Genomic DNA, 12,422 nt, shown 5'->3' with positions numbered 1-12,422 from the left:
CGATGGATGCGGACACCATATCGCGTATTTTCCTTGGTAAAACGTCAAGTTTTCCTGATGGAAGCCCGGCAGTTCCGGTGGATCAGAGCGAAGGATCCGACGTCCGCAACGACTTTACGGACAAGGTACTGGGAAAAAATGCGAGCCAGTTGAAGGCTTACTGGTCACGTCTGATTTTCACTGGTAAAGGCACCCCGCCCAAAGAGGTAGGAAATAACGCCGCAGTAAAATCGCTGATCGCTGCTAACCCAAATATGATCGGTTACATCGACAGCAGTGCCGTCGATGATACTGTGAAAGTGGTTTACAGCTACTGATCTGAACCGCTCAACAAAAAGCCCGGCAGTTGCCGGGCTTTTTGTTATTCGGATCTTTTTATGGCCTGGATTTCCGCCATGCGATCAAGCACCTCAACGCCGTCAAGATACGATGCATCCGAAGTCCACTCCGCCGCGAGCATCAGTACCGCCTCCAGCGTCGACACACCATCTGCTCTGGGACTCACTCTGAGGTAGCGCGACGTCTGTACGGGTGTCAGAGACATACGTTGCAGCGGCTCAAGCCAGGGATTCAATAACAACAGGCGCCGGACCTTACGCCATGTGCCATCCAACACCAGTACTTTGCTGATACCTGCCGCAGGCCCCGGTGCAAGAATCTCAGAGTCCCCGGTCGCCGGATACAACAACGCCACATTCTCTGGCAGGGCTTCGCCAAACACATCGGTAAAAGAAAACGTATCTCCGACCAGAAGCTGAGCCCCTGGCGATGATCTCTGCAGTAATGGCGTAGTCGACAGTGGGTGGCGGGATTCGTCAGGGTCCTGCCAGATGACCAGCTCGAACGGCAACGGCCGCACGATAAGATGGCTGCACAGGCACGCCGACTGCGGTCTCCCGCAGCCATCACATATCGTTCTGCTCACCCGCGTTCCAGCAGAGGCTTCAGGAAGCGTCCGGTATGGGAGGATTCCATTGCCGCTACGTCTTCCGGTGTTCCTTCACCGATAATATACCCGCCTTTAGAACCACCTTCCGGACCGAGATCGACAATCCAGTCGGCGGTTTTGATGACATCCAGGTTATGCTCAATAACAACAATGGTATTACCGTGATCACGCAACCGGTGCAGCACTGCAAGCAGTTGTTCAATGTCGTGGAAGTGCAGACCGGTGGTCGGCTCATCGAGGATATACAGCGTGCTGCCCGTATCCCGCTTCGACAGTTCTTTGGCCAGTTTAACCCGCTGAGCTTCACCACCAGACAGGGTCGTGGCGGCTTGTCCCAGTTTGATATAACTCAGGCCGACATCCATCAGGGTCTGAAGTTTACGCGCAACAGCAGGGATGGCATCGAAGAAGTCACGGGCATCTTCAACCGTCATTTCCAGAACTTCATGAATATTTTTGCCTTTGTAGCGGATATCCAGAGTTTCTCGGTTGTAACGTTTCCCCTTGCAGACGTCACAAGGGACATAAATATCCGCCAGGAAATGCATTTCTACTTTGATAACACCGTCGCCCTGGCAGGCTTCACAACGCCCCCCCTTCACGTTAAACGAGAAGCGACCCGCTTTATAACCGCGCGAACGTGCTTCCTGCGTTCCCGCAAAAAGATCCCGTACTGGCGTAAAAATTCCGGTGTAGGTGGCTGGATTTGAGCGCGGTGTTCTGCCGATCGGTGACTGATCAATATCCACGACTTTATCCAGTTGCTTCAGGCCTTCAATCGACTTGTATTCAGAAGCTTTCAGCGTGGTTGCACCATTCAACGCCGTTGCAGCCAACGGATACAGTGTGCGGTTAATCAGCGTAGATTTACCAGAGCCAGACACACCGGTAACACAGGTCAGCAAGCCCAGAGGAATCGTCAGATCCACATCGTTCAGGTTATTGCCCTTCGCGCCTTTTAATGTCAGGACTTTTTTCTTATCAAATGCAGTGCGTGTCGTAGGGACGGCGATTACCTTTTCACCGGAGAGATATTTACCCGTCACCGACGCTGGGTTGTTCATCACCTCGTCCGGTGTGCCCTGCGCGATAACCTCTCCACCATGCACGCCGGCGCCCGGACCAATATCAATCAGATGATCCGCACTGCGGATTGCGTCCTCGTCGTGCTCTACCACCAGCACGGTATTGCCCAGGTCACGAAGATGAAACAGGGTTTTTAACAGGCGGTCGTTGTCCCGTTGATGGAGGCCAATGGAAGGCTCGTCGAGGATATACATCACCCCAACCAGACCTGCGCCAATCTGAGACGCAAGACGGATACGCTGTGCTTCACCACCCGATAACGTATCGGAGCTGCGGTTCAGAGTCAGATATTCCAGACCGACATTTACCAGAAACTGCAGGCGATCGCGGATTTCTTTCAGAATTTTCTCTGCAATTTCTCCCCGATGACCATCCATTTTCAAATCCGAGAAGTACAGGTGTGCGTCTTCTACAGGCATGGAGGTACAGGCGTGGATGGTTTTATCACCAATAAATACGTTGCGTGCCTCCCGACGCAGTCGCGAGCCTTCACAGACAGGACATGGCTGCACACTCAGGTACTTAGACAGTTCTTCCAGTACCATCTGTGAATCCGTCTCGCGGTATCTGCGGTCGAGATTAGGCAGCACCCCTTCGAACGGGTGAGACTTGACCATGCGGTCGCCACGGGAGTTCACATAAATAAATTTAATTTCTTCATCACCCGAGCCATTAAGAATGGCATTCCGGTGTTCAGACTTCAGATCACAGAGGGCCGTATCAATATCAAAGCCATAATGCTCTGCCACTGAACAAAGCATCTGATAGTAGTAAACGCTGCGACGATCCCAACCGCGGATTGCCCCCTCGCCTACTGTCAGGGTGTCGTCATGCACGACAAGATCAGGATCGAAATACTGCTTCACCCCCAGGCCATCGCAACTGGTACAGGCACCTGCCGGGTTATTGAACGAGAACAGGCGAGGCTCCAGCTCAGAGATGCTGTAACCACAGTGCGGGCACGAGAACTGAGAGGAAAAGAGGAGTGGCTCAGCTTTTTCATCGTCCATCGAGGCCGCCAGCACCAGGCCACCACTCAGCTCCAGACAGGTCTCGATCGATTCTGACAGTCGCTGCTCAATGCCTTCCTTGACCTTAAACCGGTCAACGACGACTTCAATGGAGTGCTTCTTGCGCTTGTCGAGCTCGGGCGTATCGTCCAGATCACACACCAGCCCATTGACTCGGACCCGGATAAAGCCCTGGGCACGCAGGCTCTCAAACACGTGCAGATGTTCGCCTTTCCGGTCACGAACCACAGGCGCGAGAATCATATGCTTGCTGTCAGCGGGAAGATCCATAATGGCATCAACCATCTGGCTGACGGTCTGCGCTTCAAGTGGGACATCGTGATCAGGACAACGCGGCGTACCTACCCGGGCAAACAGCAGACGCAGGTAGTCGTAGATTTCGGTGACGGTGCCCACGGTTGACCGCGGGTTATGGGACGTGGACTTCTGCTCAATCGAAATGGCCGGAGACAGGCCTTCAATCAGATCGACGTCGGGCTTCTCCATCATCGACAGAAACTGCCGGGCATAGGTCGACAGTGACTCAACATAGCGCCGCTGCCCCTCAGCATAGAGAGTATCGAATGCCAGGGATGATTTACCTGAACCACTGAGACCGGTGATGACCACCAGTTTGTCCCGTGGAATATCGATGTCGACGTTTTTGAGGTTGTGTGTACGGGCGCCGCGGACCTGAATCTTATCCATGAAGAGCTTTCACTGCCTAAAACCGAAAGCTCCTATTGTAATTGAACCGCTGCAGTGATTCAGCCGCTTATTCAGCGGTTTCGTGCAACAGCTCATCCATGTTTTCCTGAGCCCAGTTCACGGCCTGAATACGGTTACTGACCCCGATCTTTTTGAACAGGTTATAGATATGGGTTTTGACCGTATGCATGCTCACATTGAGTGCTTCAGCAATCTCGGTATTGGTCGCGCCCGTGGCCGTCAGTTGCAGAATCTGCTTTTCCCGACGGGTCAGCAGACCAGCAAATGCCGTCAGGCGGCGCGGTCGCTGGCGATGACGCGCCAGATACTGTCCCATCAGATGACGGGGCAACCAGTATTCACCTTCGAAGATTCCCTGAATCCCTTTGCAGAGCTGTTGTTGCGAGGTTTCACGGTAAAACAGTCCATTGACCATTGGCCAGACGATCAGGCGTTCTACCGGGTGATTACGCGAGGCATTGAAGAAAGCCACCGGGGCTTCGCCATGATGATCCAGAATCTGCTCGAGCAGGTCCTGTAGCCTGTCCGGGCGGGCACTGTCAGCATCAATCAGAGCCATCACCATATCTCCACCACTGGACCAGTCAGATTTCCACTCCATGGTATTAACCAACTGACAATCTATGCGGGTGCGCTGATGGATGTATCCGATAAGAATTGAGTTCTGCAGACTGTGCTGACCGAACAGAATGATTCGCCTTCCCGGAATCATTGCCGGTGAATCCATAACATACTCCTTATGTTGCGGGTTTTCCTTAGACTGGCTTACCTGCCAGTCCTCAGAGTGTACGCATCCCCCGCAAAATTTCTACACAACTGCGTTTTTTTGTGTGCGACTTTGTAACGGCCTGTATCTGACTTAATCGGACGCTGCTCTCGCAGCGCGCCGCATTCTGATAGAATACCGCCCCTGTAAATTTCTATATCGGCGAAAGATCCCGTGACTCCAGAGAAAACTGAACAAAGAGCTGTTGTCTCCCTGGCATCGCTGTATGCATTACGCATGCTCGGCCTCTTTATGGTTCTGCCCGTAATGATGCTCGACGGCCAGCGCCTCGAAGGCGCGTCGCCACAGCTGCTCGGCTTTGCGATGGGCGTCTACGGTCTGACGCAGGCTCTGCTCCAGATCCCGGCGGGTACACTTTCTGACCGTATCGGGCGTAAGCCTGTGATCATCGGCGGACTGCTGATTTTTGCTGCAGGCAGCATTATCGCCGCCGTTTCTGACAGTGTGTATGGGGTCATTCTTGGCCGTGCTCTGCAAGGGTGTGGCGCCATCGCCAGTGCAATCATGGCGCTGGTGACCGATCTGACGCGCGAAGAACATCGCATGAAAGCGATGGCCTCCATCGGCGCAAGCATCGGACTGTCGTTTTCAGTCGCTCTGATTCTCGGTCCCTGGCTGGCCAGCATGGGTGGGCTGAGCCTGATATTCAGCCTGACAGCCGTACTTGCCATTGGCGGCGTATTGGTGACTGTCTGGGTCATTCCTACCCCACCGCCGGTCAGTCATCGTGATGCGACAGCCGTGTTGCCTGAAGTGCTGGCACAACTTCGTAATACCGCTATGTGGCCGCTCAATCTCGGAATTTTTCTGCTGCACGCGCTGATGGTCGCAATCTTCGTCGCGATACCCGGGCAGCTCAGCGCCAGCGGGCTGATCGCAGAGCATCACAGCTGGCTCTACCTTCCCGTACTGATTGTTGCTTTCATTCTGATGGTTCCGCTGATCATCATTGCCGAGAAAAAACGCCGGATGAAAGGCGTAGTACTGACCGGCGCACTGATCATTGCCCTCAGCCTGTTCCTGATGAGCGGTGCTTCCCAGCTCTGGCACTGGGTGGTGCTCCTGCTGCTGTATTTCTGGGGCTTCAACCTGATGGAAGCGAGCCTGCCCTCCTGGCTGAGTAAGATTGCGCCAGCAGGCTCAAAAGGCAGCGCGATGGGCGTGTATTCCACCATGCAGTTCCTCGGCGCCTTTGCCGGAGGCAGCGTCGGCGGCTGGTTATTACAGGATTACGGACTGAGCATTCTGTTTGTCGGACTGGGCGCTTTGGTGGTACTTTGGGCACTGTTAATCACTCGGTCCGGAGCACCTCAGCACCTGACCAGCGTCCGGCTACCGGCAGACCGGATCAGTGACGATCAGCTGAGCGCACTGAGTTCATTGCCGGGCGTCGCCGAAAGTCTGTATCTGCAGAGTGAACAAGCCATTTATCTGAAAGTCAGCGCGGACAGCTTCGACCGTGAGAGCGCGCTGAAGATTATTGATTCCACAGGAGAAAAACATGGGTCGCAGCGTTAATAAAGTGACACTGATCGGTACTCTGGGTCGTGACCCTGAAGTCCGTTATCTGCCGAATGGCAATGCCGTCGCGAATGTCTCTCTGGCAACCGACGAGAGTTACAACGACAAAGCGACCGGCCAGAAAGTTGAACAGACTGAATGGCACCGCCTGACGGTATACGGACGCCTGGCTGAGATCTGCCAGCAGTACCTGAAAAAGGGCTCCCGTGCTTACTTCGAAGGTAAGCTGCGCACACGCGAGTGGGAAAAAGACGGCGTTAAGCGCTACACCACAGAAATTATCTGCAACGACATGATGATGCTCGACTCGCGTGGTGATGGCATGAATATGGGCGGTGGTGCTTCTTCCAGTCCCGCTCAGGTCGCCAACAACATGGGCATGGGCAACAATATGGGCGGTGGCATGCCACAGGGTGGCGGCTACCAGCAGCCACAGCAGGCTCCGCAGCAGGCACCTCAGCAGCCAATGGGCGGTTATCAGCAAGCGCCACAGCAAAACCCTCAGCAGTCCCGCCAACCACAGAGTGGTCAGGGCGGTTACGGCAACCAGGGCGGTTATCAACAGGCTCCGCAACAGGCGCCTCAGCAACCGGCACCTCAGCCAAGCAACAGCTTCGACGATTTCGACGACGACATCCCGTTCTGATCCGGATATATAATTAAGTGTTAAGTTGTTAGGATGTGATTTTCCTACAACATACTGATTTAATAATATTTTTTTCTTAATAAAGCCTTCAGTGACTGTAAAGTTGTTGAAGGCTTTTTTATTTGCTGTTAATCTTGTTTTTTATAATTTCGCATAAATATCAAAATGTAAATATAAGGATTTTTATATTTATTGTGTAAAGGTGTGGAGAGAGACTGATGAATGTGAGGGTGGTGCAGCATCCTTCTGGTGAGCTGATTCCTATTCTCTTAGATGAGTTGGATGTGCCCCTATGTTTGCCAAACGAGTTCATCTTAGGGCGAAGGGCTCTCGCGTCAAACACATTGATTCGAAATTCAAGAGAGTTGGCAGTGCTGCATAGTTGGGCCATGACTGATGAAGTGGATCTAATGGATCTGGTTATTGGTAGAGTTCCATTGACTGAGGCTTTGGTGCGAGGAAGCATGGTCGAGTTCTTGCGTAGGGATCAGTCAAAAAACAAATTAGTCGTTAGTCCCCACACCTTTAATCAGCGCTTAACTACAGTAAGGCTGTATCTTTCTTGGTTGTTTGATCTCCAGTTATCTGGCCTCATATCTTCGGATTCTGTATATGAGAATATGCTTGTAAGGAAGAAGCAGTTATGTAAATGGATAGATTCCAGTTTTATAAGCTCTCCACCGTCGAATACTCAAATTAGTAAGGGACTTTCACCTGCAGAGGTGAGCAATCTCGTTTCGCTTTTGTATCCCGGGGGCAATAGGGTTATTGGTCGGGATGAGGCTGTCAGGCACCGAAATTATGTGATGACCATGATTATGCTTTCACTAGGGTTGCGGCCAGGAGAATTGTTAAGTCTTAAGGTACAGGATATTGAAATAGGTGCTGTGTCATCTGTACGGGTAGAGCGTCGTCCACCAGACAAAAATGACTTGCGACGGCCTCGGCCACAAATCAAGAGAAATGGCAGGATCATTCCCATTGTTGATAAATCATTCGCTCATGAGCTTGATGAATATATCTTAGTATGGCGAGAGCGCTTAGAAGATAAGTCCGAGTTTGAAACAGACTATTTAATTCTGAGTGACCAAGGGGAGCCGCTTTCCCAATCTTCAGTTACACAGTTTTATCAGATACTTCGGTCGAAATATCCTTCTGAATTGCCGAGTAATTTATCTGCGAAGTCCTTGCGTCATACCTTTTCGTCGAGGATGGAAAGAGCTTTGCGAGAGTCAGGGATGGATGAGGAAAGAAGAAAAAAAGCACTGGCCTTGCTGCGTGGTGATAGTAGTCTCGAATCTCAAGCGGTTTATATAGATCAGGAAATTGAGCAGTCTTCTCGAAAAGCATTAGATAGTTATCAGCGGAAGATTTTTAGTAACGAAGAGGGAGAGTGATCTTGATTTCAGAAAGTAACGTCACTGAAGTTCTATCGCCAATAAATAGAAGTCAATTGATATCCCGCGAAGGAAGTGTTGTTGACGCCTCTACAGATGTATGGAATCTACCTTACACCATCTACCCTACAGCAACTGTTGATTTTGGGAAAATCGAAAATAAAGCACTTCGAGAAGTAACGCGAGAGTATATTGCCGAGAGGTTGGTGACCACCTCTACGCATGCGGCATATACCGCATTTACATATCTTTGGACAGAGTTTTTTTCTGTTTATCAAGAGATGCTTACAGATGATTTAGAGGCGTCCCTCGTTCGCTGTTTTGAAAAAATGTTAAATCGGGCAAGGTCTAACCACAGATTGTGGGCGATGTACCGTCCCATTCGTTGGTTTATTTGGTGTGCAGATAATTACCCTGAGAACGGGTTTTCTATCGATTACTCGTTTGAGTTAGAAGCGATAAGCATACCAGGAAATCCAAAGGGGGAGGCAGTAAGGCTCGAAGACCCAGACAAAGGCCCTTTGAATCGATCTATAGAGCTGCCATTGTTGATTTCCGCAATGAAAGAGGACAAGTGCGACGAATACGAGCATCTTCAGCAGAGAGCGATCATGGCTCTATCTATTGCGTATGGTCGAAATCCGGCAAATTTGACATATTTGAAGGAGATCGATTTAAAAAACATTGCCCCCGTTGAAAGTGATCCATGCTTCATCCTTCGAATTCCAAGAATAAAAAAACGATTGTTAAATCCAAGGGACGACTTTCTAGATGAGTATCTGAATCAGGATTTCGCTAATTATTTAATTGAGTTAATAGAAGCGTCAAAACAATTTGCTACATGTGTTGATACTGGCTCTGGAATGATAGAAGTGGAGCGCCCTCTGTTTTTTAAAAGGGGTATGAACCAGGCTGCTATCAGGGCTCAGCAATGGGATAGTGCATATAACTTGACGACCAAGGATGTGGGTAATCTCATTAAAGCGTTTGTTAAGCGTCATAATATTATCTCGCCTATCACGGGTGAGCTAATGCATGTTACGCCACGGCGATTGCGATATACCATGGCGACGGGGTTGGCGGCTGAAGGTATTAGCAAGCGTGAGTTGGCCAGAATACTGGATCATACCGATACCCAACACGTGAATGTCTATTTTGAGATGGCTGGCAGAATAGTTGAGCACCTAGACAAAGCAACCGCGAAAGGTTTCTCGAAGTACCTCAATTTTTTCAAAGGCAGGCTAATCGATAGTGATGAAGATGCTGTCAATGGTGAGCGAGATGACAAGCATCTAACGTTTGTCGATGATCCGAATCCTGCTGATCAAGCTGATATTGGCGTGTGTGGTGAATCTAGCGTCTGCCACCTTGATCCCCCCTACTCATGTTATTTGTGCCCCAAGTTTCAGCCTTATCGTCATGCTGATCATGAGCATGTCCTGGAATGCTTGCTGGCCGGTCGCGAAGAGCGTTTAAAAAAGTACGAGAATGCGCGATTAGGCATACAGCTTGACGAGGTTATCGCTGCGGTCGCACAAGTGGTCAAACTCTGTGAGGTGGGAGCGCACAATGTCTGATGGTCGCTCTAATCGCAAGGCCAAGGTCGTTCCTTTTCTTGATCGTCTGGAGCGTGACAGGAATGAAAACCTCAAATCATTAGTCGGCAAAGCAAAGCTAATGAAGCTGGAAGGGTTTGAGTCGGTTGTTTGGGATGATCCAGAATGGCAAGTCAATGCAGGGCGACTGGTCAAGTTAACTGGTAAAAACACGAAATCAGCCTCTTTTGGTTTTTCGCTGCCTCCGAAGCTGGGCTCTGAGCCACTAGTCGGTTGCTGGGAATTGGTTGCTAAAGCATTGTTTGTTCTCCGGTTTCACAGAAAACATCAATCAGCACCGAATCAACGCAGTTTCATTACCGCTATTGGATATGTCTCATTTGCAGCAAAACAGCTAGGGCAGCAGTTAGTTGGGCTTACGCCAGAGGCTCTGGATAATGCGTCTGATTTAATCTCAAAACACTACAGTGAATCTACTGCCTATAACCTTCACAAACATGTTGCAGAGTTCGCAGCGCATTGTGATTCGAATGGTCTATGTCGGGTTTTATTACAGTACAAATACGCTAGGATGAGGCGGCCAGCGAGCACGGGAGGGATAAATCACAAAAGGTTGGATGATCCAGATGTCCTGGAGACAAAGTCAGATAAACTAGTTGATCCCACTGTGTTTCGGGTCATTGGTGAACTCTACTTAAACGTTCCCCAAGATCATAAGTATCGCTTCTATGTCCTGATTCTGACTTTGCTTGTTTGTACTGGGCGACGGTTCAGCGAAGTTTCACTACTACCCAATCAGCAGATGTCTTTTGATGAGGAGGGTAACGCCTATATCGAATACTTTCCGAGGAAAGCTAGCCGAGGAGATGTATTTACGCCAAAGCGTAGGCTGTACTTGCCGTCAGAGGTCATCTCCATCGTTGGTGATGTGCTCATTGAAATAACTGAAGTCACGGCAGAAGCGCGGGAAACAGCTAGATATATGGCTGAGAATGGAAAGGCAGATACGCGATTCTTGGACAATATTTCGAGCGGCCAGAAATTATTCAAGGCCGATTTGGTACAGTTAGGAATACCTAAAAACGTTATCGACACTGCAGGCTGGTGTGCAAAAAATGCAGAGGTGTTCAGAGAGATAAGGTCTGGAGTTGGGGTCACTACTAGGCAGGTTCTATTCACTTATCGAAAATCAATCGAAGCGTACTGCCAAAAGGATTTTCTTTCGTCGATGGTACAGCCTATCCATATTGATCAGTTCGGCAAGGAGTACTATCTGGGCGACTTGCTATTTATTCGCTTCCAAGGATTGTCTACCGGTGCTTACTCTCGTTGGATAGCGACAAAATGCACCCATGCCATGCTTGCCACATTTCTTCGTTATTTACCCACGCTTGCCGCCGAATACGCTTCCAGCAGTATCGAGGTGGATTTTACCAGTCACCATTTCCGTCACACACTTAATACTCTGCTTGATGAAGGCGGGTTAAGTGATCTTCTGCAAACTGAATGGTTTGGTCGAATCAACCCAAGAGACACCAAAGCATACCAGCACTCATCCCGCGAAAAACGAGCACTGATGCTCCGTGAAGACATCAAAAAAGGCTTGGTTGGAGGCCAGTTAGCTGAGCAAATCAAAGTAGTTCCGGTAGAAGTCCAGGATGCGATTCTGAAAGCGCGAATTCAGGCTGTGCATGATGTCGGTACGGGTATCTGTATCCACAATTTCTCTCAAACACCCTGCGAGCGGCATTTGCAATGTTCGGCGGAATGCAAAGACTACGTGTGGGCTAAGGATGATAAGGGTCGTCTGGACGAGCAGAAGCGCCAGTATGCTCTCACTGCTCTAGCCCGAAAAAATGCTGAAAAGCAGTTGGGTAGCGCTAAGCCGAAAAAGAGTGCTGACTGGCTGGCACACAACGATAAAAAACTGAAAACACTGGCTTCCCAACTGGCCGACAACGGGGTGGAGCACTTTGATCCCGAAGAATACCTAAATGAGGTAGAACATGGTTAAACGCTTCAGACGCATGTCCGACAGTGACATCAATACAATCGTTGCCGATTTAGACCGCTGGGCGCTGGGCGAGCTAGGATCAAAACTAACCTGGGCTGTGCTGGAAGAGCGCTTTGGCTTTAGCCGCCAGTCGCTCCAGGCTAAATCTGAGATCAAAGCTGCCTATGACAACGCCAAACGAGCATTGTCGGGCGGATTGGTGAAAACCAAAGAACAGGCCACTAAAGAGGCCGAAGAGCTCCAGGTAGAGGTGGATCGCCTCAAGGCAGAGCTAGAGGCCTACAAGCGAAAGGAAGAGCAATGGCTGCGCCGCTGGCAGCAAATCGCCTTTCATGTGCGGCAGAAAGGCATTCAGATGGCCAGCGTTGATAAAGCCTCGCCAGAAGGGGCTGCTCTACCCTCTAACACTGAAACCGCGCAGATTCTCCGACCGTTTGATAAAGAGATACCGCCATCCGGGCGGGTATAAGAGGGATCAAATGCGTGGATTTTGTAAGCAAAACGCAGTACATTGTACGGCATTATAATTGCTGAGGGTTGGCAGTGACACGGGCTAAAGATGAAACCTTGTCGTTTCGCACATCTAAAGAAATTAAACAGCTATTAAAAGCTGCGGCAGAGAAAGAGCACCGTTCTCAGGCCTCCATGCTTGAGGTATTGATCCTTGAGTATGCCAAGCAGCACGGTATCCAGTCTGCCGAAAACGATATATCGCAAAAGTAGGGTT

Annotated in this window: 11 protein-coding genes and 2 pseudogenes; 9 read left to right on the top strand and 4 right to left on the bottom strand. The window is 50.2% G+C overall.

The annotated features are described in order from the left end of the window. Positions 1–317: phosphate ABC transporter substrate-binding protein (locus tag Q1L85_RS14280; RefSeq protein ID WP_300433457.1), on the top strand; the 317-nt coding region annotated here is incomplete at its 5' end. Between the two features lie 44 nt (positions 318–361). On the opposite strand, the gene Q1L85_RS14275 is transcribed toward Q1L85_RS14280, so the two are convergent. The 3 genes and pseudogenes from Q1L85_RS14275 to Q1L85_RS16770 form a co-directional block, all read right to left on the bottom strand. Beyond that, complete coding sequence (locus Q1L85_RS14275; protein WP_300428150.1) at positions 362–925, bottom strand: tRNA-uridine aminocarboxypropyltransferase; 564 nt, start codon at positions 923–925, stop codon at positions 362–364. Beyond that, positions 922–3,753: an excinuclease ABC subunit UvrA gene (gene uvrA, locus Q1L85_RS14270; RefSeq protein ID WP_300428149.1), complete on the bottom strand. Its 2,832-nt coding sequence runs from the start codon at positions 3,751–3,753 to the stop codon at positions 922–924. The genes Q1L85_RS14275 and uvrA overlap by 4 nt, the downstream gene beginning before the upstream one ends. A 67-nt stretch (positions 3,754–3,820) precedes the next feature. Beyond that, a pseudogene (locus Q1L85_RS16770) lies at positions 3,821–4,015 on the bottom strand (response regulator transcription factor); the annotation flags it as partial. On the opposite strand from Q1L85_RS16770, the gene Q1L85_RS16765 reads away from it, so the two are divergent. Next, positions 3,966–4,070: a hypothetical protein gene (locus Q1L85_RS16765; RefSeq protein ID WP_370292402.1), complete on the top strand. Its 105-nt coding sequence runs from the start codon at positions 3,966–3,968 to the stop codon at positions 4,068–4,070. The pseudogene Q1L85_RS16770 and the gene Q1L85_RS16765 sit on opposite strands and share 50 nt — an antisense overlap. Positions 4,071–4,108: 38 nt before the next feature. On the opposite strand, the pseudogene Q1L85_RS16760 reads toward Q1L85_RS16765, so the two are convergent. Further along, positions 4,109–4,486 (bottom strand): annotated as a pseudogene (locus Q1L85_RS16760) (hypothetical protein); the annotation flags it as partial. Between the two features lie 228 nt (positions 4,487–4,714). Between Q1L85_RS16760 and Q1L85_RS14260 the strand changes: the two are divergent. From Q1L85_RS14260 to Q1L85_RS14230, 7 genes are all read left to right on the top strand, one after another. Next, the gene (locus tag Q1L85_RS14260; protein ID WP_300428147.1) at positions 4,715–6,079 is read left to right on the top strand and encodes an MFS transporter; all 1,365 of its coding nucleotides are present in this window, start codon (positions 4,715–4,717) and stop codon (positions 6,077–6,079) included. Continuing rightward, positions 6,063–6,728, top strand: coding sequence for a single-stranded DNA-binding protein (gene ssb / locus Q1L85_RS14255; RefSeq protein WP_300428146.1), 666 nt, complete (start codon positions 6,063–6,065; stop codon positions 6,726–6,728). The genes Q1L85_RS14260 and ssb overlap by 17 nt, the downstream gene beginning before the upstream one ends. A gap of 389 nt (positions 6,729–7,117) precedes the next feature. After that, positions 7,118–8,125 (top strand): site-specific integrase, encoded by a 1,008-nt coding sequence (locus tag Q1L85_RS14250; protein ID WP_300433456.1) that lies wholly within the window; start codon positions 7,118–7,120, stop codon positions 8,123–8,125. Further along, a complete protein-coding gene (locus Q1L85_RS14245; protein ID WP_300428144.1) occupies positions 8,122–9,702 on the top strand; it encodes a tyrosine-type recombinase/integrase in 1,581 nt (526 codons plus the stop codon). The genes Q1L85_RS14250 and Q1L85_RS14245 overlap by 4 nt, the downstream gene beginning before the upstream one ends. Further along, entirely contained in the window at positions 9,695–11,695 is a 2,001-nt protein-coding gene (locus Q1L85_RS14240) for a hypothetical protein (RefSeq protein WP_300433455.1), read from the top strand. Before Q1L85_RS14245 ends, Q1L85_RS14240 begins: the two co-directional genes overlap by 8 nt. Beyond that, positions 11,688–12,164: a protein kinase gene (locus Q1L85_RS14235; RefSeq protein ID WP_300433454.1), complete on the top strand. Its 477-nt coding sequence runs from the start codon at positions 11,688–11,690 to the stop codon at positions 12,162–12,164. The genes Q1L85_RS14240 and Q1L85_RS14235 overlap by 8 nt, the downstream gene beginning before the upstream one ends. 74 nt (positions 12,165–12,238) lie before the next feature. Continuing rightward, entirely contained in the window at positions 12,239–12,418 is a 180-nt protein-coding gene (locus Q1L85_RS14230) for a hypothetical protein (RefSeq protein ID WP_300433453.1), read from the top strand. Positions 12,419–12,422 lie beyond the last annotated feature (4 nt).

It is taken from the genome of uncultured Thalassolituus sp. (genome assembly GCF_950066645.1).
Taxonomy (GTDB): Bacteria; Pseudomonadota; Gammaproteobacteria; order Pseudomonadales; family Oceanobacteraceae; genus Thalassolituus.
The sequence above is the reverse complement of the archived record's forward strand: the minus strand, read 5'-3'. Positions and strand labels throughout refer to the sequence as shown.